Annotated in this window: 26 protein-coding genes and 2 pseudogenes; 16 read left to right on the forward strand and 12 right to left on the reverse strand. The window is 47.6% G+C overall.

The window, feature by feature from the left end; translation table 11 throughout:
- Positions 1–45 precede the first annotated feature (45 nt).
- From A9587_RS03085 to pncA, 3 genes are all read left to right on the forward strand, one after another.
- The gene (locus A9587_RS03085; protein WP_001030440.1) at positions 46–756 is read left to right on the forward strand and encodes an SIMPL domain-containing protein; all 711 of its coding nucleotides are present in this window, start codon (positions 46–48) and stop codon (positions 754–756) included.
- A gap of 131 nt (positions 757–887) precedes the next feature.
- On the forward strand, positions 888–1,904 hold the full coding sequence (gene ansA / locus A9587_RS03090; protein WP_001516285.1) for an asparaginase: 1,017 nt from the start codon (positions 888–890) through the stop codon (positions 1,902–1,904).
- A gap of 155 nt (positions 1,905–2,059) precedes the next feature.
- A complete protein-coding gene (gene pncA / locus A9587_RS03095) occupies positions 2,060–2,701 on the forward strand; it encodes a bifunctional nicotinamidase/pyrazinamidase (protein ID WP_001120524.1) in 642 nt (213 codons plus the stop codon).
- 153 nt (positions 2,702–2,854) lie between these two features.
- Here pncA and A9587_RS03100 read toward each other — a convergent pair whose 3' ends face one another.
- Positions 2,855–3,127, reverse strand: coding sequence for a YeaC family protein (locus tag A9587_RS03100; protein ID WP_010376102.1), 273 nt, complete (start codon positions 3,125–3,127; stop codon positions 2,855–2,857).
- A gap of 41 nt (positions 3,128–3,168) precedes the next feature.
- Complete coding sequence (gene msrB / locus A9587_RS03105) at positions 3,169–3,582, reverse strand: peptide-methionine (R)-S-oxide reductase MsrB (protein ID WP_001284624.1); 414 nt, start codon at positions 3,580–3,582, stop codon at positions 3,169–3,171.
- A 341-nt stretch (positions 3,583–3,923) separates the two neighbouring features.
- Between msrB and gapA the strand changes: the two genes are divergently transcribed.
- Both gapA and A9587_RS03115 read left to right on the forward strand, forming a co-directional pair.
- Positions 3,924–4,919, forward strand: a complete 996-nt coding sequence (gapA, locus tag A9587_RS03110; protein WP_000153502.1) for a glyceraldehyde-3-phosphate dehydrogenase — start codon at positions 3,924–3,926, stop codon at positions 4,917–4,919.
- An 83-nt stretch (positions 4,920–5,002) separates the two neighbouring features.
- Positions 5,003–5,887 (forward strand): D-hexose-6-phosphate mutarotase, encoded by an 885-nt coding sequence (locus A9587_RS03115; protein ID WP_016261957.1) that lies wholly within the window; start codon positions 5,003–5,005, stop codon positions 5,885–5,887.
- Between the two features lie 50 nt (positions 5,888–5,937).
- On the opposite strand, the gene yeaE is transcribed toward A9587_RS03115, so the two are convergent.
- Complete coding sequence (yeaE, locus tag A9587_RS03120) at positions 5,938–6,792, reverse strand: methylglyoxal reductase YeaE (RefSeq protein ID WP_001186329.1); 855 nt, start codon at positions 6,790–6,792, stop codon at positions 5,938–5,940.
- Positions 6,793–6,881: 89 nt separating this feature from the next.
- Positions 6,882–7,628: a scaffolding protein MipA gene (mipA, locus tag A9587_RS03125; protein WP_000163778.1), complete on the reverse strand. Its 747-nt coding sequence runs from the start codon at positions 7,626–7,628 to the stop codon at positions 6,882–6,884.
- A gap of 435 nt (positions 7,629–8,063) precedes the next feature.
- Between mipA and yeaG the strand changes: the two genes are divergently transcribed.
- From yeaG to yeaK, 5 genes are all read left to right on the forward strand, one after another.
- A complete protein-coding gene (gene yeaG / locus A9587_RS03130; RefSeq protein WP_001019882.1) occupies positions 8,064–9,998 on the forward strand; it encodes a protein kinase YeaG in 1,935 nt (644 codons plus the stop codon).
- 123 nt (positions 9,999–10,121) lie between these two features.
- On the forward strand, positions 10,122–11,405 hold the full coding sequence (locus A9587_RS03135) for a YeaH/YhbH family protein (protein WP_000219671.1): 1,284 nt from the start codon (positions 10,122–10,124) through the stop codon (positions 11,403–11,405).
- 278 nt (positions 11,406–11,683) lie between these two features.
- Positions 11,684–13,027, forward strand: a complete 1,344-nt coding sequence (locus tag A9587_RS03140; RefSeq protein ID WP_001516280.1) for a sensor domain-containing diguanylate cyclase — start codon at positions 11,684–11,686, stop codon at positions 13,025–13,027.
- 180 nt (positions 13,028–13,207) lie between these two features.
- Positions 13,208–14,698 (forward strand): diguanylate cyclase DgcJ, encoded by a 1,491-nt coding sequence (dgcJ, locus tag A9587_RS03145; RefSeq protein WP_001516279.1) that lies wholly within the window; start codon positions 13,208–13,210, stop codon positions 14,696–14,698.
- Between the two features lie 42 nt (positions 14,699–14,740).
- Positions 14,741–15,244: a mischarged aminoacyl-tRNA deacylase gene (gene yeaK, locus A9587_RS03150; protein ID WP_000138169.1), complete on the forward strand. Its 504-nt coding sequence runs from the start codon at positions 14,741–14,743 to the stop codon at positions 15,242–15,244.
- Here yeaK and yoaI read toward each other — a convergent pair whose 3' ends face one another.
- Positions 15,245–15,349, reverse strand: coding sequence for a small membrane protein YoaI (gene yoaI / locus A9587_RS03155; protein WP_050558860.1), 105 nt, complete (start codon positions 15,347–15,349; stop codon positions 15,245–15,247).
- A gap of 168 nt (positions 15,350–15,517) precedes the next feature.
- Between yoaI and A9587_RS03160 the strand changes: the two genes are divergently transcribed.
- Both A9587_RS03160 and A9587_RS03165 read left to right on the forward strand, forming a co-directional pair.
- On the forward strand, positions 15,518–15,964 hold the full coding sequence (locus A9587_RS03160) for a DUF441 domain-containing protein (protein WP_001516278.1): 447 nt from the start codon (positions 15,518–15,520) through the stop codon (positions 15,962–15,964).
- Positions 15,965–16,061: 97 nt separating this feature from the next.
- Positions 16,062–16,409 (forward strand): DUF488 domain-containing protein, encoded by a 348-nt coding sequence (locus A9587_RS03165; RefSeq protein ID WP_105263220.1) that lies wholly within the window; start codon positions 16,062–16,064, stop codon positions 16,407–16,409.
- Between the two features lie 21 nt (positions 16,410–16,430).
- On the opposite strand, the gene A9587_RS03170 is transcribed toward A9587_RS03165, so the two are convergent.
- Positions 16,431–16,685, reverse strand: coding sequence for a putative hemolysin (locus tag A9587_RS03170; RefSeq protein ID WP_001516276.1), 255 nt, complete (start codon positions 16,683–16,685; stop codon positions 16,431–16,433).
- Positions 16,686–16,869: 184 nt separating this feature from the next.
- Here A9587_RS03170 and A9587_RS03175 point away from each other — a divergent pair, with 184 nt between their 5' ends.
- From A9587_RS03175 to yoaJ, 3 genes are read left to right on the forward strand one after another with little or no spacing between them, the layout of a single operon-like run.
- Positions 16,870–17,895, forward strand: coding sequence for a sensor domain-containing diguanylate cyclase (locus tag A9587_RS03175; protein ID WP_001516275.1), 1,026 nt, complete (start codon positions 16,870–16,872; stop codon positions 17,893–17,895).
- A 32-nt stretch (positions 17,896–17,927) separates the two neighbouring features.
- Positions 17,928–18,026 carry a YoaK family small membrane protein gene (locus A9587_RS03180; RefSeq protein ID WP_001219350.1) on the forward strand — a complete coding sequence of 33 codons (99 nt, stop codon included), beginning with the start codon at positions 17,928–17,930 and terminating at the stop codon, positions 18,024–18,026.
- A gap of 2 nt (positions 18,027–18,028) precedes the next feature.
- Entirely contained in the window at positions 18,029–18,103 is a 75-nt protein-coding gene (gene yoaJ, locus A9587_RS03185) for a protein YoaJ (RefSeq protein WP_001386836.1), read from the forward strand.
- Between the two features lie 58 nt (positions 18,104–18,161).
- Here yoaJ and A9587_RS03190 read toward each other — a convergent pair whose 3' ends face one another.
- The 5 genes and pseudogenes from A9587_RS03190 to A9587_RS03210 all read right to left on the reverse strand — a co-directional run.
- Positions 18,162–18,410, reverse strand: coding sequence for a GlsB/YeaQ/YmgE family stress response membrane protein (locus tag A9587_RS03190; RefSeq protein WP_000512152.1), 249 nt, complete (start codon positions 18,408–18,410; stop codon positions 18,162–18,164).
- 148 nt (positions 18,411–18,558) lie between these two features.
- The gene (locus tag A9587_RS03195) at positions 18,559–18,741 is read right to left on the reverse strand and encodes a DUF1869 domain-containing protein (protein ID WP_000513737.1); all 183 of its coding nucleotides are present in this window, start codon (positions 18,739–18,741) and stop codon (positions 18,559–18,561) included.
- A 3-nt stretch (positions 18,742–18,744) separates the two neighbouring features.
- Positions 18,745–19,104 carry a DUF1971 domain-containing protein YeaR gene (gene yeaR / locus A9587_RS03200; protein ID WP_000939314.1) on the reverse strand — a complete coding sequence of 120 codons (360 nt, stop codon included), beginning with the start codon at positions 19,102–19,104 and terminating at the stop codon, positions 18,745–18,747.
- A gap of 171 nt (positions 19,105–19,275) precedes the next feature.
- Complete coding sequence (gene leuE, locus A9587_RS03205; protein ID WP_000457213.1) at positions 19,276–19,914, reverse strand: leucine efflux protein LeuE; 639 nt, start codon at positions 19,912–19,914, stop codon at positions 19,276–19,278.
- Between the two features lie 126 nt (positions 19,915–20,040).
- Positions 20,041–20,361, reverse strand: a pseudogene (locus tag A9587_RS03210) (LysR substrate-binding domain-containing protein); the annotation flags it as partial.
- Between the two features lies 1 nt (position 20,362).
- On the opposite strand from A9587_RS03210, the pseudogene A9587_RS24945 reads away from it, so the two are divergent.
- Positions 20,363–20,473 (forward strand): annotated as a pseudogene (locus tag A9587_RS24945) (tartrate dehydrogenase); the annotation flags it as partial.
- A 97-nt stretch (positions 20,474–20,570) separates the two neighbouring features.
- Here A9587_RS24945 and rnd read toward each other — a convergent pair.
- Positions 20,571–21,686 carry a ribonuclease D gene (rnd, locus tag A9587_RS03220; RefSeq protein ID WP_001516274.1) on the reverse strand — a complete coding sequence of 372 codons (1,116 nt, stop codon included), beginning with the start codon at positions 21,684–21,686 and terminating at the stop codon, positions 20,571–20,573.
- Positions 21,687–21,714: the final 28 nt, after the last annotated feature.

The raw sequence follows: 21,714 nt of genomic DNA on the forward strand, positions 1-21,714 counted from the left end.
CCACTACATTGCCTTGCTCATTCTGCATCTGATAAGGAGTCATCAGTGAATAAGGCACCCTCTTTAATTGCCGCTATTGTCCTCGGACTGGGGATCAGCGCCTGTGGTTATTTCGTTGGCGATGGAGTTAAGCATTTAAAAACTAACAACCGTTATGTGAACGTGCGGGGGCTTTCGGAAAAAGAAGTTCGCGCAGATACGGCTGAATTAACCATTGCGATTAACTTTAAGGGCAATGTTCCCGGCGAGCTTTTCCCAAAACTGGAAGACGCGCAGAAAAAAATTGTTGCCGAACTCAACGCTCAGGGGATTAGCAGCACAGAGATAAACCTGGGCCAATGGACAAGCAAGCGAACGGACTCCTTTTATCTCAAAGATGATCCAACGATGCCTCGCTATAATGCCGACGGGTCAGTGACGATAAAAACCCATAACGTTGCTGCCGTCGAAAAAGTCGTCGCTAAACTAAACGAACTGCAAGTCGCCACGGATGGTGCTATCGCTGATAGCAAAATCGCCTATCGTTTTAATGGCATTGGCGCACTTCGCGCTGAGATGATTGCCGCCGCGACAAAAGACGCACGCAACGCAGCATTACAGTTTGCGACGGATTCAGGTAGTCAGGTGGGGTCAATCAGCGATGCTTCGCAAGGGGTGTTCCAGATCTTCGCCAGTGGCAGTGATGAAGATGATCCTACGGCGATTAATAAAACGGTGCGCGTGGTAACGACCGTAACCTATGCGTTGCAGGATTAATCACTTTTCTCCGGCGGGATGCTACACCCTCTGTTCCGCCAGACTTTTCTCATATCCACAGAGTATCCAGGTGCGCTCCCTGCCCCTCACGTATATACTTTTGCTCTTTCGATATCATTCATATCAATATCATGCAAAAGAAATCAATTTACGTTGCCTACACGGGCGGAACCATCGGGATGCAGCGTTCCGAGCAGGGTTATATTCCAGTGTCAGGTCATCTGCAACGCCAGTTGGCGTTGATGCCGGAATTCCATCGCCCGGAGATGCCAGATTTCACTATTCATGAATATACGCCGCTAATGGATTCTTCCGATATGACGCCGGAAGACTGGCAGCATATCGCTGAAGACATTAAAGCGCACTATAACGAGTACGATGGTTTTGTCATTCTGCACGGCACCGATACCATGGCATATACCGCCTCTGCACTGTCGTTCATGCTGGAGAATCTTGGTAAACCGGTCATTGTGACAGGGTCACAAATCCCGTTAGCCGAGCTACGCTCTGACGGACAAATCAATCTGCTGAATGCGTTGTACGTTGCTGCTAACTACCCGATCAACGAAGTAACGCTGTTTTTTAATAACCGCCTGTATCGCGGAAACCGAACCACTAAAGCCCATGCCGATGGTTTTGATGCCTTTGCTTCCCCCAATCTTCCACCGTTACTGGAAGCAGGTATCCATATTCGTCGTTTGAATACACCACCCGCCCCGCACGGTGATGGAGAACTGATCGTTCATCCAATTACGCCACAACCGATCGGCGTGGTGACAATTTATCCGGGGATCTCTGCCGATGTTGTGCGTAATTTCCTGCGCCAACCGGTTAGGGCGTTGATTCTTCGCTCTTACGGCGTGGGTAATGCGCCGCAAAACAAAGCTTTCCTGCAAGAATTACAGGAGGCCAGCGATCGCGGTATCGTGGTGGTTAATCTGACGCAATGTATGTCCGGTAAAGTGAATATGGGGGGATATGCCACCGGTAACGCCCTCGCCCACGCCGGCGTTATTGGCGGCGCGGATATGACTGTGGAAGCCACTCTCACCAAGCTGCACTATCTACTTAGCCAGGGACTGGATACTGAAACCATTCGCAAGGCTATGAGCCAAAACCTACGCGGCGAGCTGACGCCGGATGATTAAGCAACTGTCTTGTTCGGGTTTCAGATGAGTGGCTCAGTGTATGCGCCAAACGCTTAATCACGGGCTATAAACCCCAGGAGACAACTGGCTGCATACACATTGCCAAATCTAATCGCTGTTATATTAACCAATTTTCAAGATACAAGGAGATTGCAATGCCCCATCGCGCCCTGTTACTGGTCGATTTACAAAATGATTTCTGTGCCGGTGGCGCGCTCGCCGTGCCAGAAGGTGACAGCACTGTGGATGTCGCTAACCGCTTGATTGACTGGTGTCAGTTGCGCGGTGAACCAGTTATCGCCAGTCAGGACTGGCATCCGGCTAATCACGGCAGTTTTGCCAGCCAGCATCAGGTGGAGCCATACAGCCAGGGGACGCTCGACGGTTTGCCGCAAACATTCTGGCCTGAACACTGCGTGCAGAGCAGTGAAGGCGCGCAATTACATCCGTTACTCAATCAAAATGCGATCGCAGCAGTGTTCCATAAAGGCGAAAACCCTTTAGTTGACAGTTACAGTGCTTTTTTTGATAACGGACGTCGGCAGAAAACCGCGCTCGATGGCTGGTTACGCGACCATGAAATCAATGAATTGATCGTTATGGGGCTGGCTACTGACTATTGTGTGAAGTTTACCGTGCTGGACGCGTTGCAGTTAGGTTATAGCGTGAGCGTGATTACCGATGGCTGTCGTGGCGTAAATATTCAGCCGCAGGACAGTGCACACGCATTTATGGAGATGTCAGCGGCTGGAGCAACACTGTACACGCTGGCGGACTGGGAAGAGACGCAGGGATAATTTTGCTGGCCTACGATTCAGTACTGACGTTGTAGGCCAGATAAGACACATCAACGGCGCATCTGGCGTGCTCGTAGTTAAATCAAACAATCAACTCGTAACAGTAAAGATTATCCCTCTCTTCATAAACGTCTGATAAAGGGAACAAATCTCTTACTTAAACATGGCTATCGGCTTTGCCGAGATACCAAAATCTTCTTTCAACTGTTGTTTGCTCTTCATGACCATCTGACCGTTAGTGTCGATTGTCATATGCTGCGCATCGGTATTGTTTCGGGCCTGCCATAACATCACCAGTTGCAGGCAGTTCTCTTTTTGTTCTTCAGTCAGCGCAACACCATCTGGCCATTTTCCCAGTTCAACGGCAGTCGATAAACGCTGGTAAACCTCAGGCGTCATGCTGTTGATTATTTCATCAAGATCCATAATTTTCCCGCTCCTGTGGAATAAGTTGCTGAATCGTTTTTTCAACCGTTGATTTCTTCGCCATTTTCGTCATCAGTAAAGCGCAATGATGCCGAGTTAACACAATAACGTTCGCCTGTGGGTTGCGGGCCGTCGGGAAAGACGTGCCCCAGATGGGCATCACAGTTTCCGCAACGAATTTCTATCCGCTGCATACCATGTGACAAGTCTTTGATATAACGGATCGAATCTTCACTCACCGGCTCATAAAAACTGGGCCAGCCACAGCCTGAATCATACTTGGTTTGGGAGTGAAACAGAGGTGCATCGCAAATCAAACAGTGGTAAACACCGCCGCGCTTGTTATGCAGTAAACGTCCAGTGAATGGCGGCTCCGTCCCGTGATTCTGAGTCACGTAAAACTGCATCTCGGACAAATTTTTTTTCAGTTCTTCTGCCGAAGGTTTGTTAGCCATTTTCTCACATCTCACTTTAATCACGCTCACATTACGTGACTTATTCTAACAAAACATTAACACCTACTGGCAAAATTTTGTCCTAAACTTGATCTCGACGAAATAGCTGCACCTAAATCGTGATGAAAATCACATTTTTATCATAATTGCCCTTTAAAATTCTGGGCGCCGCCCTCATGTGGTTTCAAGCCCAAAGGAAGAGTGAGGCGAGTCAGTCGTGTAATGCCAAGGCACAGGATTGATTTGTCGCAATGATTGACACGATTCCGCTTGACGCTGCGTAAGGTTTTTGTAATTTTACAGGCAACCTTTTATTCACTAACAAATAGCTGGTGGAATATATGACTATCAAAGTAGGTATCAACGGTTTTGGCCGTATCGGTCGCATTGTTTTCCGTGCTGCTCAGAAACGTTCTGACATTGAGATCGTTGCAATCAACGACCTGTTAGACGCTGATTACATGGCATACATGCTGAAATATGACTCCACTCACGGTCGTTTCGACGGCACCGTTGAAGTGAAAGACGGTCATCTGATCGTAAACGGTAAAAAAATCCGTGTTACCGCTGAACGTGATCCGGCTAACCTGAAATGGGACGAAGTTGGTGTTGACGTTGTCGCTGAAGCAACTGGTCTGTTCCTGACTGACGAAACTGCTCGTAAACACATCACCGCTGGTGCGAAAAAAGTGGTTATGACTGGTCCGTCTAAAGACAACACTCCGATGTTCGTTAAAGGCGCTAACTTCGACAAATATGCTGGCCAGGACATCGTTTCTAACGCTTCCTGCACCACCAACTGCCTGGCTCCGCTGGCTAAAGTTATCAACGATAACTTCGGCATCATCGAAGGTCTGATGACCACCGTTCACGCTACTACCGCTACTCAAAAAACCGTTGACGGCCCGTCTCACAAAGACTGGCGCGGCGGCCGTGGCGCTTCCCAGAACATCATCCCGTCCTCTACCGGTGCTGCTAAAGCTGTAGGTAAAGTACTGCCAGAACTGAATGGCAAACTGACTGGTATGGCGTTCCGTGTTCCGACTCCGAACGTATCCGTCGTTGACCTGACCGTTCGTCTGGAAAAAGCTGCAACTTACGAGCAGATCAAAGCTGCCGTTAAAGCTGCTGCTGAAGGCGAAATGAAAGGCGTTCTGGGCTACACCGAAGATGACGTAGTATCTACCGATTTCAACGGCGAAGTTTGCACTTCCGTGTTCGATGCTAAAGCGGGTATCGCTCTGAACGACAACTTCGTGAAACTGGTATCCTGGTACGACAACGAAACCGGTTACTCCAACAAAGTTCTGGATCTGATCGCTCACATCTCCAAATAAGTTGAGATGACTCTGTGATCTAAAAAGAGCGACTTCGGTCGCTCTTTTTTTTACCTGATGAAATGAAGTTAAAGGACTGCGTCATGATTAAGAAAATTTTTGCCCTTCCGGTCATCGAACAAATTTCCCCTGTCCTCTCCCGTCGTAAACTGGATGAACTGAACCTTATTGTGGTCGATCATCCCCAGGTAAAAGCCTCTTTTGCATTACAGGGCGCACACCTTCTCTCCTGGAAACCTGCAGGTGAAGAAGACGTTCTGTGGTTGAGTAATAACACGCCGTTTAAAAATGGCGTCGCCATTCGCGGCGGCGTGCCGGTTTGTTGGCCGTGGTTTGGTCCGGCAGCACAGCAAGGTCTGCCTGCTCACGGTTTTGCCCGCATTCTGCCGTGGACGCTGAAATCGCACAGTGAAGATGCCGATGGCGTAGCGCTGACTTTTGAACTGACACAAAGCGACGAGACGAAAAAATACTGGCCGCACGACTTTACGCTGTTAGCGCATTTCCGCGTGGGTAAGACTTGTGAAATTGATCTTGAAGCGCACGGCGAATTTGAAACCACCTCTGCCCTGCATACCTACTTTAACGTGGGTGATATTGCTAAGGTGAGCGTCAGTGGCCTGGGAGATCGCTTCATTGATAAAGTCAATGACGCGAAAGAAGGCACTTTGACCGGGGGGATTCAGACATTCCCGGATCGTACCGATCGCGTGTATCTGAATCCGCAAGATTGTAGTGTGATTAATGACGAAGCGTTGAATCGCATTATTACCGTTGGTCACCAGCATCATCTGAACGTTGTTGGCTGGAATCCAGGTCCGGCGCTTTCAGTCAGCATGGGCGATATGCCAGATGACGGCTACAAAACCTTTGTCTGCGTAGAAACCGCTTACGCCTCTGAAGCACAAAAAACGTCCAAAGATATGCCCTCTCGTCTGGCACAATCCATCCGCGTTGCCAAACGCTAATCTGCGCTAGTTTTGTGTGCCGGATGCGATGTATCCGGCACTGCTCAGCATCACACCATATCCAGCGCAGTTTTTACTTTTGGTGCCGGATACGCTTTGTCCAACATCGCTAATTCTTCTGGCGAAAGCACAATCTCCAGCACAGCCGCATTTTGTTGAACATGCGCGATAGTTGCCGCTTTTGGAATCGCCATCACGCCTTGATGGCTGATTACCCACGCCAGCAGAACTTGCGCCGCGCTGACATTGTGGGCATGTGCGATTTCGTTGACGACCGCGTTTTTTAGCAGTCCATTGCGCAACCGCCCAGCCTGGGCTAACGGGCTGTAAGCCATCACCGGCATCTGCTGTTGCTGGCACCAGGGAAGTAAATCGAACTCAATACCCCGTGAGCCAAGATGATAAAGCACCTGATTAGTCGCACACTGATTTCCCCCCGGCACCTGCCAGAGCTCCTGCATATCGGCATAATCAAGATTAGAAACGCCCCAGCGGCGGATTTTGCCCTGGGCGATCAATTTTTCCATCGCGGCAACAGTTTCTTCAAAAGCGAAACTGCCAGACCAGTGTAATAAATAAAGATCGAGATAATCGGTATTAAGACGGCGTAAGCTGGCTTCGCAGGCATTAATCGCTTTTTGTCCGCCAGCATTCCACGGATAGACCTTAGAGACGAGAAAGGCCTTATCACGCAGGCCAGTTAATGCTTCACCAACTACCTTTTCAGCACCACCGTCCGCATACATTTCGGCGGTATCAATGAGGGTTAAACCGAGTTCAATGCCCGCGCGCAGTGCAGCGACTTCTGTTTTGCGCTGACTGACATCTTCGCCCATAAACCATGTTCCCTGCCCTATGGCTGGCACTGAGTCCCCATCACTAAACTGAATCATTTTTTGTTGCATTGTTTCCTCCCAGGTTACGCACCACCGTAATGCAAAACAGGGCGTGACGCCCTGTTTTTATGCACAAAATGCCCTGGAAAGATGCACTATCAGAATTTGTAGGTGATCCCGGTCGAAATCAGACCTGTCCAGGACTTATCAACCATCGGGCTATCGGTAACTTCATCGGACAGACGGGTGTAGCGCGCAGTACCGTAAATGCTCCAGTCGCCCATGAAGTTGTAGTTGGCGCTCAGTTCCAGATACGGACTCCAGCTATCATTCGGGTTATAGCCACGCAGACCGCTGCGCGCAGACTCTTTACGCGATACGCCATAATAGTATTCGTTATGGTTTTCGCTGTTCCACTGCACACCGATACCCGGGGTCAGAGTCAGACCACCGTTAGTGTAACGGTACAACCAGGCCGTATCCCAGACGATACCGTTGCTGTTATCCAGTGTGTCGGCTGCCAGAGAGGTACGCAGATAACCGTACTGGGTAAAGTGAGCGTAGGACAGACCGGCCATCATAGTGCTCTTACGGTCATCCAGGTGGCGCATCTGGTGGTTGCCACTGTCTTTAGCTTTGAAGTAGAGCGGCGACCAGTAAGCGGTAATCGAAAGTTTATCCGTTGCATCGTTCCACAGGTAGTAACCACCACCTAAGCCACGGAACCAGAAGTTATCGCCTTCATAGTTGATTACCGGTACTGGGTAAACATCGGTATCGTAATCTTTATAAGGGTGTTCAACGACACCTACGCCTGCGCCCAGGGAAAATTTACCTTCAGCGTGTGCTACGCCTGCAGACGTTGCGATAAGCACTCCAAGTGCCAGAAGTTTGAGTTTGGTCACAATTAATCATTCCTTAAACAAATGTTTAGCGGGCGACAAAGTTTACCCGTCAATACATGGAAACCCAACCTTTTTACATTTTCATTTCTAAAGGTAACTGTTTAATTTTCCTGACGCTGGTGACATCAGGCTTACACCTGAATGAATTTTGCATTACCGACGGCAATATTCTTTACATTAGTTATGCAATTTTTATGGGTGAGTTGTTGATATGCCATTGAAATCCAGAAAGCCGTGCAGGCAAGTTTTCCATTTGCCATCTACGCTTAATTTTGAAGGTGTATCACCGGGCACGTTCTTCTCGCAGTCGGTAAGATGGCATGAGAGTTGCTGTGTTTTAGCAAGAGACGTCGTTCAGTTTACCTCTTCCGGGAGCCTCTACTATTCATATGAACGGCTCTTAACCTGTGCTAAAAAACGAAAGGACGGCATACCATGAATATATTCGATCACTATCGCCAGCGATATGAAGCTGCCAAGGACGAAGAGTTCACACTGCAGGAGTTTCTTACCACTTGTCGGCAAGATCGCAGTGCTTATGCCAACGCGGCTGAGCGGCTACTGATGGCTATTGGTGAGCCTGTCATGGTCGATACAGCCCAGGAACCCAGACTTTCTCGACTCTTCTCGAACCGGGTCATCGCACGTTATCCGGCGTTTGAAGAGTTTTACGGCATGGAAGACGCGATTGAACAGATTGTCTCTTATCTGAAACACGCGGCTCAGGGGCTGGAAGAGAAGAAACAAATTCTGTATCTGCTGGGGCCTGTGGGTGGGGGGAAATCGTCGCTTGCGGAGCGACTGAAATCATTAATGCAACTCGTGCCTATTTATGTATTGAGCGCCAATGGTGAGCGCAGCCCGGTCAACGATCATCCGTTCTGTCTGTTCAATCCACAGGAAGATGCGCAGATCCTCGAAAAAGAGTACGGCATTCCGCGCCGCTACCTCGGCACTATCATGTCGCCGTGGGCCGCGAAGCGCCTGCATGAATTTGGTGGCGATATCACTAAATTTCGGGTTGTGAAGGTCTGGCCGTCGATTCTACAACAAATTGCCATCGCTAAAACGGAGCCCGGCGATGAGAACAACCAGGATATCTCAGCGCTGGTAGGGAAAGTCGATATTCGTAAGCTCGAACACTACGCGCAGAACGATCCAGATGCCTATGGTTATTCCGGTGCGCTGTGCCGCGCCAACCAGGGGATCATGGAATTTGTCGAGATGTTTAAAGCACCGATTAAAGTGCTGCATCCTCTGTTGACCGCCACCCAGGAAGGCAACTACAACGGGACGGAAGGTATCTCCGCCCTGCCGTTCAACGGGATTATTCTCGCCCACTCGAACGAATCCGAATGGGTCACTTTCCGTAACAATAAAAACAACGAGGCCTTCCTCGACCGTGTCTATATCGTGAAGGTGCCGTACTGCTTGCGCATTTCCGAAGAGATTAAAATCTACGAGAAATTACTTAATCATAGTGAACTGACTCACGCACCATGCGCACCTGGCACGCTGGAAACTCTGTCACGTTTTTCCATTCTTTCGCGTCTGAAAGAGCCAGAAAACTCCAGCATTTATTCAAAGATGCGCGTTTATGATGGCGAAAGTCTAAAAGATACCGATCCGAAAGCCAAATCGTATCAGGAGTATCGGGATTACGCGGGCGTCGATGAAGGGATGAACGGTCTGTCCACTCGTTTTGCGTTTAAGATCCTCTCTCGCGTGTTCAACTTCGATCACGTGGAAGTGGCAGCTAACCCGGTCCATCTGTTCTACGTTCTTGAACAGCAGATTGAGCGCGAGCAGTTCCCGCAAGAGCAGGCAGAACGCTATCTGGAGTTCCTGAAAGGTTATCTGATCCCGAAATATGCCGAGTTTATCGGCAAAGAGATCCAGACGGCTTATCTGGAGTCTTATTCCGAATATGGACAGAACATTTTCGATCGTTATGTCACCTATGCGGATTTCTGGATCCAGGATCAGGAGTATCGCGACCCGGATACCGGTCAGTTGTTTGATCGCGAGTCGCTGAACGCCGAGCTGGAGAAAATCGAAAAACCAGCGGGGATCAGCAATCCGAAAGATTTCCGTAACGAGATTGTCAACTTCGTGCTGCGCGCCAGAGCAAATAACAGCGGACGCAATCCGAACTGGACCAGTTATGAAAAACTGCGCACGGTTATTGAGAAAAAAATGTTTTCCAATACCGAAGAATTACTGCCAGTCATTTCGTTTAACGCTAAAACCTCAACCGACGAGCAGAAGAAACACGACGATTTTGTCGACCGTATGATGGAGAAAGGCTACACCCGTAAACAGGTGCGTTTACTGTGCGAATGGTATTTGCGCGTACGTAAATCCTCTTAACAACCATGGCCCGGAGCACATGCTCATGGGCCTACAACGACAGCGAACCGTAGGCCGGATAAGCGAAGCGTGTCCGGCAATACAGGTGCAGCATACAGTTGGCAAATGCAGTACGGGGGGCATATGACCTGGTTTATTGACCGGCGTCTGAACGGCAAAAACAAAAGCATGGTGAATCGCCAGCGTTTTTTACGCCGTTATAAAGCGCAAATTAAACAGTCGATCTCCGAGGCCATTAATAAGCGTTCGGTGACTGACGTCGACAGCGGCGAGTCCGTCTCCATTCCAACGGAAGATATTAGCGAACCGATGTTTCATCAGGGGCGTGGCGGCCTGCGCCATCGCGTTCACCCGGGTAACGACCATTTCATCCAGAACGATCGCATTGAACGTCCCCAGGGCGGCAGCGGCGGTTCCGGTAGTGGTCAGGGCCAGGCTAGTCAGGACGGTGAAGGTCAGGATGAATTTGTCTTCCAGATTTCGAAAGACGAATATCTCGACCTGCTGTTTGAAGATTTAGCCTTACCGAATTTAAAACAGAACCAGCAACGCCAATTGACCGAGTTTAAAACGCATCGGGCGGGTTATACCGCTAACGGCGTTCCGGCCAATATCAGCGTGGTGCGTTCATTGCAAAACTCACTGGCGAGACGTACCGCGATGACCGCAGGTAAACGGCGGGAACTTCATGCTCTGGAAGAAGATTTGGCAATCATCAGCAACAGTGAACCTGCGCAATTGCTGGAAGAGGAACGGCTACGCAAAGAGATTGCCGAATTACGCGCCAAAATTGAACGCGTTCCGTTCATCGACACCTTCGATTTACGTTATAAGAACTACGAAAAACGACCCGATCCCTCCAGTCAGGCGGTAATGTTTTGTCTGATGGACGTTTCTGGTTCAATGGATCAATCCACCAAAGATATGGCCAAACGTTTTTATATTTTGCTGTATCTGTTCCTGAGCAGAACTTACAAGAACGTGGAGGTCGTTTACATCCGCCACCATACCCAGGCGAAAGAAGTCGATGAACATGAGTTTTTCTACTCGCAGGAAACGGGTGGCACCATTGTTTCCAGCGCTCTGAAACTGATGGATGAGGTGGTGAAAGAGCGTTATAACCCGGCACAATGGAATATTTATGCCGCGCAGGCGTCGGACGGTGATAACTGGGCCGATGACTCTCCGCTTTGCCATGAAATTCTGGCGAAAAAATTGTTGCCCGTTGTTCGTTATTACAGCTATATCGAAATTACCCGTCGCGCTCATCAGACATTGTGGCGGGAATATGAGCATCTGCAATCTACATTCGAAAACTTTGCGATGCAGCATATCCGCGATCAGGATGATATTTATCCGGTGTTTCGCGAACTATTTCATAAACAAAATGCAACTACTAAAGACTAAAACCATCAGCCAGGTCATTATTCCCTGGCTGATTTTTAGTTAATTGTAAATACAGTTATTTATTATCTACATTAGCTTACAAACAACTTAAATATAACAGCGTAACCTTTACAGAACTTAGTTTCATGAAACAATCATTCGGAAAAATGATTCTGTTAGCACGCTTTTCTCAATGCTATACTTTAATTCTTTTTTACTGATAATGATAATTGATCCCGGTCAAAACTCCATTTCTCTGCAATCAATAAAATCGACTACTCAGATTGCTCTCCTTTTTTATGGTTCCCATGGGTACACAAAAATTAAAAGCACACAGCTTTTTTATTTTCAGCTTACTATTGACATTAATTTTATTTTGCATTACCACCTTATATAATGAAAACGCCAATATAAAGCTCATCCCTCAGATGAACTACCTGATGGTCGTTGTGGCTTTATTTTTCCTTAACGCCGTCATTTTCCTTTTCATGTTAATGAAGTATTTTACTAATCGAGATATTTTCCCAACCCTAATTTTAAGTCTTGCTTTTTTAAGTGGCCTTGTCTATTTAACTGAAACGATCGTTATTATTCACAAGCCTATCAGCGATAGTACGCTGATCCAGACGAAATCGAATGACGTTTCCATTTTCTATCTTTTTCGCCAACTAAGTTTTATTAGCTTAGCATCGCTGGCTCTTTTCTGTTATGACCGAAACAGCATTCTGACAAACAACAAGAAAAAAACCTGCATCCTGTTGCTGGCACTAATACCTTTTATGTTGTTTCCATTACTGGCGCACAACCTGAGCAGTTATAATCCTGACTATGCCTTATATGTCGTAGATTACTGCCCGAATAATAATACTGCGAGTTGGGGTATTAACTACACCAAGATTCTGGTTTGTCTGTGGGCATGTTTACTATTTTTTATTATCACACGGACAGGTTTAGCGAGCGAACTTTGGCCGTCAATCGCGTTATTATGTCTGGCCTCACTCTGTTGTAACTTGTTGCTACTGACTCTGGATGAATATAATTACACCATCTGGTATATCAGCCGCGGTATTGAGGTTTCCAGTAAACTGTTTGTGGTTTCTTTCCTGATTTATAACATTTTTCAGGAACTACAACTTGCCAGTAAACTGGCGGTTTATGATGTACTGACCAATATTTATAACCGCCGTCACTTTTTCAACAGTGTAGAGTCATTACTCTCTCGCCCTGTTGTGAAGGATTTTTGTATCATGCTGGTAGATATTAACCAGTTCAAACGCATAAATGCTCAGTGGGGTCATCATGTGGGCGATAAAGTTCTGGTTTCAATTGTCGATATTATCCAGCAAAGTATCCGCCCCGATGACATCTTCGCGCGTCTGGAAGGTGAAGAGTTCGGTTTACTATTTACCGAATTGAATGCTGCCCAGGCAAAAATTATCGCCGATCGGGTGCGTAAAAATGTCGAACTACTGACCGGTTTTAGTAATAGATATAATGTCCCTGAACAAATGACCATCAGCATTGGCTGTGTTTTTTCCACTGGCGACACGCGTAATATCTCGCTTGTCATGACGGAAGCTGATAAAGCGTTACGAGAAGCGAAAAATGATGGTGGCAACAAAGTGATTATTCATTATATTTGAGTGCAAAATTATTCACAGCCATGCGTTTTGCGTGGCTTTGGCATACAATTTATTATCAATACCCCTAAATTTCCCCTCCCCAGCGGCGCAGAGATGAGTATAATTAGCGCCCCTGTACCAGGCCGCAATCGAACTTTATCTGGTTTTCTCGTTTCACTAACCGAAGGAGTGCCATTTATCATGAAATTGCACCATAGAATGCTCCGGCATTTTATCGCCGCAAGTGTCATTGTGCTGACATCTTCCTTCCTTATTTTTGAACTTGTCGCCAGCGACAGGGCAATGAGTGCTTATTTGCGCTATATCGTCCAGAAAGCAGATTCCTCCTTTCTCTACGACAAGTATCAAAATCAGAGTATCGCCGCACATGTAATGCGCGCGCTTGCTGCGAAACAGTCTGAGGTGTCGCCAGAACAGCGACGTGCCATCTGTGAAGCTTTTGAATCTGCCAACAATACCCATGGCTTAAACCTGACAGCCCATACTTACGCGGGTTTACACGGAACATTGCAGACTGCATCCACTGACTGCGACACGATTGTGGAAGCTGCGGCGCTCTTACCGGCATTTGATCAGGCAGTTGAAGGCAACCGCCATCAGGATGATTATGGTTCCGGTCTTGGCATGGCCGAAGAGAAATTTCACTATTATCTTGATCTCAATGACCGCTATGTCTATTTTTATGAGCCAGTCAATGTTGAATACTTCGCGATGAATAACTGGTCCTTCCTGCAATCAGGAAGCATTGGCATTGATCGTAAAGATATTGAAAAAGTGTTTACCGGACGTACTGTGTTATCGAGCATTTACCAGGATCAGCGTACTAAACAGAACGTGATGAGTTTGCTGACACCGGTTTATGTTGCAAGGCAGTTAAAAGGTATTGTACTGCTGGATATTAATAAGAATAATCTACGAAATATCTTTTACACTCATGATCGCCCTCTCCTCTGGCGTTTTCTTAATGTCACGCTAACCGATACAGATTCGGGACGGGACATTATTATCAACCAGAGCGAAGATAACCTGTTTCAGTATGTCAGTTACGTCCACGACTTACCTGGCGGTATTCGCGTTTCGTTATCCATTGATATTCTTTACTTTATCACGTCTTCGTGGAAAAGCGTTCTGTTCTGGATTTTGACAGCGTTAATTTTGCTGAATATGGTCCGGATGCACTTCCGCTTGTACCAGAACGTGACGCGCGAAAATATCAGTGATGCGATGACCGGACTGTATAATCGCAAAATATTAACGCCTGAACTGGAGCAGCGTTTGCAGAAACTGGTGCAATCCGGTTCTTCTGTCATGTTTATTGCAATTGACATGGACAAGTTAAAGCAAATTAATGACACCCTTGGTCATCAGGAGGGCGATTTAGCGATTACATTATTAGCCCAGGCGATTAAGCAGTCGATTCGTAAAAGCGATTATGCCATCCGTCTCGGTGGCGATGAATTTTGCATCATTCTGGTCGATTCGACGCCGCAAATTGCCGCGCAACTGCCTGAACGTATCGAAAAACGCCTGCAACATATCGCACCGAAGAAAGAGATCGGCTTCTCTTCAGGTATTTACGCGATGAAAGAAAACGATACGTTACATGATGCGTATAAAGCTTCTGATGAACGTTTATATGTCAATAAGCAGAACAAAAACAGCCGTTCATGATAATCTTCTGTGGTTATTTGGTTATAATTCCAGGAGCGTGAAATGACTGAAATGACTAAAGGAAGCGTGACGCATCAGCGGTTAATCGCTTTATTATCACAAGAAGGTGCTAACTTCCGCATCGTTACCCACGAAGCGGTAGGTAAATGCGAAGCGGTGTCAGAAATTCGTGGCACCGCTTTGGGTCAGGGTGCTAAAGCACTGGTGTGTAAAGTCAAAGGTAATGGCGTAAATCAGCATGTTCTGGCGATCCTCGCAGCCGATCAACAGGCTGATCTTAGTAAACTCGCCAGTCACATCGGTGGGCTACGCGCTTCGCTGGCCAGCCCGGCGGAAGTCGATGAACTGACAGGCTGTGTCTTTGGCGCTATCCCCCCCTTCAGCTTCCACCCAAAACTCAAACTGGTTGCCGACCCACTACTCTTTGAGCGATTCGATGAGATTGCCTTCAACGCAGGCATGCTGGATAAATCTGTAATTCTGAACACCACAGATTACTTGCGCATTGCGCAACCAGAACTGGTCAAATTCCGCCGTACTGCGTAACTAGCTGGTCCGTTCAATAAGCAGAACGGACAGTACTAACACAACTGCAATGGCAAAAAACGATGACGTGATAATCAGTGTCTCAACGAGCATTTGATCGTTCATGGTTTTCCCCCAGAAGATACCTGTTTTCACGTTATTGTTAGCGTGTACAAGTGGCAATTTGATGACAATTTGCCTGATTTTTTATGCATAACACGTAATTTTTTTCTGCTTCCTTTCAGCAGCAGGCGTAAAGTAGGCGGGTTATTATTTTTTGGCAAGGAAACCACGATGTTTGATGTCACTTTGCTGATCCTGCTCGGCTTAGCTGCGCTGGGCTTTATCAGCCACAACACCACTGTCGCCGTTTCAATTCTGGTGTTGATCATTGTCCGCGTCACACCGTTAAGCACCTTTTTTCCGTGGATCGAGAAACAGGGACTGAGTATCGGGATAATCATTCTGACCATTGGCGTAATGGCCCCTATTGCCAGCGGAACACTGCCCCCCTCGACACTGATTCACTCGTTTCTGAACTGGAAATCGCTGGTAGCGATTGCCGTGGGAGTGATTGTCTCCTGGCTTGGCGGACGCGGCGTGACGTTAATGGGCAGCCAGCCGCAACTGGTCGCCGGGCTGCTGGTAGGCACAATTTTAGGTGTGGCACTGTTTCGCGGTGTACCGGTCGGCCCGCTTATTGCCGCGGGACTGGTCTCTCTGATCATCGGGAAACAGTAGACTGTTTTCGAACTCAAAACTGGCACAACAAAAAACCAACAGCCACAAAGTGCTATAGTGACGTGGTAAATCATGCGTGAAAGGGAGAACAAACACGATGAATATTCAGTGTAAACGCGTTTATGATCCGGCTGAACAGAGCGATGGTTATCGCGTACTGGTCGACCGCCTCTGGCCGCGTGGTATCAAAAAAACTGATTTAGCACTTGATGAGTGGGATAAAGAGATCACACCATCAACAGAGTTGCGCAAAGCCTTTCACGGAGAAGTGGTCGATTTTAAAACCTTTCGCGAACAATATCTTGCTGAACTGGCGCAACACGAGTCGGAAGGGAAACGGCTGGTGGAAATCGCTCAAAAACAGCCGCTGACCCTGCTCTACTCGGCAAAAAATACCACGCAAAACCATGCACTGGTCCTGGCCGACTGGCTACGCAGCTTGTGATTTTAGCATGGCATCCGGCTGTTATTTTTCACCAGCCGGATGATCCCGCCGCCATAACGCCCATTCATCAATCGTTTCACCACCCGGCAATTTGCAATTGTTACTGACCCCTTGCGGTGTCTGCACCGGAATGAGCGTACCGCCTTTCTGCTGACAGTAGACCGAAGCCGGATTCGCCATGCCAACCTGCGGCGGTTTTGGCGCATCCGGCTGAGAAGTAGTTGAACACCCTGCCAGAATTAGCAGGCAAGGCAGAGCAAAACTGAGAATTTTCATATATTGATCCCGCACATTTATCTACGCCTTAGAATATCGCGGTATCGTTTTGTTTTGCAGCACTATTTCTTTTACATTCACTTAAAATATATTACAGCTAGTTTCATCTTCGTTGATGATGTTTTATCATGCCTGTAAAGATTAAATAATCAGCATTTTACCCGCAGCATCCTGGAGTTCTTTCGTGTCAGATCAGATCATTGCCCGCGTTTCGCAGTCACTCGCCTCAGAACATTCTCTCGAAAGTCTGGTTCGGCAGCTTCTGGAGATGCTGGAAATGGTCACCGACATGGAGTCGACTTATCTGACAAAAGTGGATATTGACGCGCGCCTGCAACATATTCTGTTCGCCCGTAATAGCCAGAAAATGCACATTCCGGAGAATTTTACTGTCTCGTGGGATTACTCGTTGTGCAAACGCGCCATTGATGAAAACTGTTTTTTCAGCGATGAAGTTCCCGATCGTTGGGGTGACTGCATCGCAGCCCGCAATCTCGGCATCACGACATTCCTGAGCACGCCGGTTCACTTACCGGATGGTTCATTCTATGGCACGCTTTGCGCCGCCAGCAGCGAGAAGCGTCCGTGGAGTGAGCGCGCAGAGCAGGTTTTACAGTTATTCGCCGGGCTGATTGCACAATATATTCAAAAAGAGGCGCTGGTTGAGCAATTACGTGAAGCCAATGCCGCTTTGATTGCGCAGTCGTATACTGACTCTTTAACTGGGCTACCTAATCGGCGGGCGATTTTTGATAACCTGAAGACGCTGTTTTCTCTTGCCCGGCATCTGAAGCGTAAAGCCATGATTGCCTTTATCGACCTGGATAACTTCAAACTAATCAATGACCGTTTTGGCCACAATAGCGGCGATCTGTTTCTTATTCAGGTTGGTGAGCGCCTCAATAAGCTGCATCAAAATGGCGAGATTATTGGTCGTCTCGGCGGCGATGAATTTTTAGTCGTATCTCTGGTTAATGAAAACGCGGATATCCCGTCACTGCGTGAGCGTATTCAACAGCAAATACGTGGAGAATATCACTTGGGCGATATTGAGCTGTTTTATCCTGGTGCCAGTCTTGGCATAGTTGAAGTGGATCCTGAAACAACCGACGCAGACAGTGCCCTGCACGCTGCCGATATCGCGATGTATCAGGAGAAAAAACACAAAGAGAAAACACCTTTTATCGCGCATTCAGACAGGCATTCCTGAGGCATATTCACATCCTTTTCTTTGGTGGTAACATGCGAATCGGTATTATCTTTCCCGTCGTAATCTTTATTACGGCAGTCGTATTTTTAGCGTGGTTTTTTATTGGCGGCTATGCGGCCCCAGGGGCATGAAGATGAAAAAAACAACGATTATCATGATGGGCGTGGCGATTATTGTCGTTCTTGGCACCGAGCTGGGATGGTGGTAACACTACGTCGGTAAAAATAGCAAAGGCTGCCTGTCGGCAGCCTTTGTGTTTTTCAGCATTAACTTTTGACTTTTCTGTAGATAAACAACACGACAAGCGCACCAATCACGGCAACAACAAAACTACCAAAGTTAAAGCCATCGACTTTGCCAAAACCAAACAGTGTACTGATCCATCCACCAACTACGGCACCGATAATTCCCAGCAGGATGGTCATAAAGAATCCACCACCATCTTTACCAGGCATGATCCACTTCGCCAGAATACCGGCAATAAGTCCAAAAATAATCCATGACAGAATGCCCATTGTTTCCTCACTTATCTGTTTTGCATTAGCGGGTTAGTCGCTGATAAAAAGCATAGCACAACATAAGAGAAGCAAGAATTGTGATGTGTGTCACAGAGGATTTTTTTTGCGATGGCGCTGAATTAGCGCCATCTGACATTAGCAATTATTACCAACCACAAACATCATGTTCGTTTTCCGTGTCATATGAACGCACGGTATTGACGAGATCTTTTATTACTTCAGCCGCCACTTCTGGCACCAGTAAGGTCATCGGCGTCTCTGTTTCGTAATCGACAGAAACACCATTACTGTTATTGGTGACGGTTACGGTATACGTTGCTTTGCCCATGATTCATTTCCCGCTATGAATGACTTTCCGTTGTTTTGCACCTTCCATCAGGACTTCAGGAGCAACGAAGAAGTCAATGTTGAAATAAGTATCGTCAGTCATGGCTTCAATATTGTGCCACTTTTCTGGCGGGAACACCGCGAATTGACCTGCTTCGATAAGGATCACCTGATCAGGTTCTGCGCTGTGTTCATCGGCGTAGCCGAGATATTTGACCGCCCCATGCATAACGGACAGGCGTGGATAAACACCCGGACGCGTTCCTTTATCAAGATGACGTTCGAATATTCCGGCAGGCGCAGTTTGTTTATTCCAGAAAGGTGTTGAGCGCGTATGAATGTAGTTCTGTGGGATTTGCAGCATCCTTTTCCCTCCTTCAGTAAATATGCTGAAAACCATTTATTTCAGCCGTTTCAGAGTACGCCTGATAATTTGCATTTTAAATACCATTTATTGGTTACTTTTTAGCATCATCAAACGGTGAATACAGATGCATTTCAGGAGGGAAGCCCGCAGCATCGCGGGCTGAAAGCATTAAGACTGCAGCGTCGCCAGTCGTGCGGCAAAACCAACAAACATCAGACCAATCAGCGAGTTGCCCACTTTGGCTAGTTTCTTCTTGGTGCGAATGTATTGCGTGACAAATGCACCTGAAATAATCAGGAAGCTCAAATAACAGAAGCTTACCAATTCCAGTGTTGTCGCCAAAATAAAGAATGAAATCCCAGTATGTGGCGCATTGACATCAATAAACTGTACGAAAAACGACACATAGAACAAAATGGCTTTCGGATTGGTCAGACTCAAAATTAATGCGCGCTTGAAGATGGCACCATATTGTGGCTCATCTGATTTAGCCTCGTTATTTTTACCTTTCAGGGTGGCGTAAAGAATTTTACCCCCCAGATAGAGCAAATAAAACGCGCCAAGATAACGTACGATATTGAATAATATCGGTGTGGTCTTAATTAAGGTTGCGACACCAGCCCACGCCAGAAACATCAATACCGCGTCACCGATAAATACACCACAGGCCGCAAGATAACCGCCTTTCACTCCACTGCTGACGCTATTTTTAAGCACAAACAGGGTATTCGGCCCTGGCACCAACACGATAAAAATGGCACCAACCAGATAGGTCCAGTAATTCAGAACCCCATATTCTGCGAACACATTAACCTCTTTAATTCTCTTTGGATCATGCGCGATTAAAGGTGAATATGCTAACCAATCCGCAACGGCTTAGAAAGGAGAAAATCAGGTTTTAACCTGACAATAACTGGACAATTGAATTGTTATTCATGCCTGGCCCAGTGAAAAATTCGGATAGTGTTGGGAAAAATACTGGCGTAAAAACTCTACCGTTATCCGCACCTTCGCTGACATCGCCAGCCTTGATACATATACCGCCCAGACATTCGCTGGCTGGTAATATTCCGGTAGCACTTGCGCTAAATGACCACTGGCAATATTTTCACTGACATCCCACCAGGAGCGCAGCGCAATCCCCTGGCCATCGAAGCACCACTGATGCACAATTTACCCATGGTTAGACAACATCGGCCCGGTAACTTTAATCGTATGCTGCCCTTCTTTATTGCACAATTGCCAGACACCAAACCTGGCAGCGATTGAAGAAGTGATTACTCACGGGCCAAAAACACCGGATATGAAAGGCAATGCCACCACGCCACAATTTACTGACGCTATTTGCAAAATTATTTTGCGTTAAGGTCAAACCAGTTTATTTGAACCGACTGGTGTTGGATTTGTAGTTTATCCGAAGCCGGATGCAGCGCATAACGCACCTTGTCCGGCTTACGCACGTTTTATTGCGGATATTCCTGCAATAAATTGTGTAATGCTTCCGCCATCAGCGCACCACGCCAGCCGGAAATCAGCTCTGGCAAATTATTCTGTGGTTTTAATTTCCAGTGCCAGTTCAGCAGTTGGTTGATTTGCCGACGCGATGCCAGCAATTCGACGCTGATCTTGTGCGTTTCACTCACGTCAGTAATCAGCGACTTAATCGCTTTAAACGCTTTGCGATAACCGGGCATATCCATCAGGTTAAGCATCGGCTGCGGCAAGGCCTCTTCTGGCAATGCCTGCGCTTTCTCTACCAGCGCCAGCAACGTCTTACCGTGGAAGCGGATTTCGCTACCGGATAAGCCCAGGCTATCCAGCTCGCCCAGACTGCCCGGCATATAACGCGCTACCGACCACAAATGCTCTTCACGCACGACAAAGTTCACCGCCAGATCGCGCTCCCGAGCCTTACGCAGCCGCCAGTCGGCTAGCAGTTGCAGACAGGCGAGTTGGCGCGTGCGTAATTGCCAGGCATTGGTGATATCACGCCATGCGTCTTCTGGCGCAACGATCTCCTGACGACGCGTTTGCATCAGGCGGCATTCATCCAGTGCCGCAGGTAGCCAACCAGAGGCTTCCGTTTCAACCATCAGCTTTGCGGCGATCGGTAACAGATACCAGACGTCCGCCGCCGCGTATTCGCATTGACGCTCGGTTAGCGGTCTGGCCAGCCAGTCGGTGCGCGATTCGCTCTTGTCGAGCGTAACGCCGGAATACTCTTCCACCATAGAGGCAAAGCCCCATGACATCGGGCGTCCACAGAATGCGGCGAGGATTTGCGTGTCAATCAGAGGTTGTGGTAACTCACCAAAGACATTGAGGAACACTTCCAGATCTTCACTGCCCGCATGGAGAAATTTGGTGATGGAAGGATCGCGCAGGATCGCTTTCAGCGGTGACCAGTCGGTGATCCCGAGTGGATCGATTAGCGCCAGATGTTCGCCATCAAAAAGTTGAATCAACCCAAGTTGCGGGTAATAGGTGCGCGTACGTACAAATTCAGTATCCAGGGCTATCGCCGGAAAGGCACGGACGGCTTCACACAAAGAAGCCAGCGCATCGTCCGTGGTAATCATTTGGTAATTCAAATTGTATTCTCTTTAG

Origin of the sequence: Escherichia sp. MOD1-EC6162 (assembly GCF_002965125.1) — a bacterium.
In the GTDB taxonomy this organism is placed as follows: Bacteria; Pseudomonadota; Gammaproteobacteria; order Enterobacterales; family Enterobacteriaceae; genus Escherichia; species Escherichia marmotae.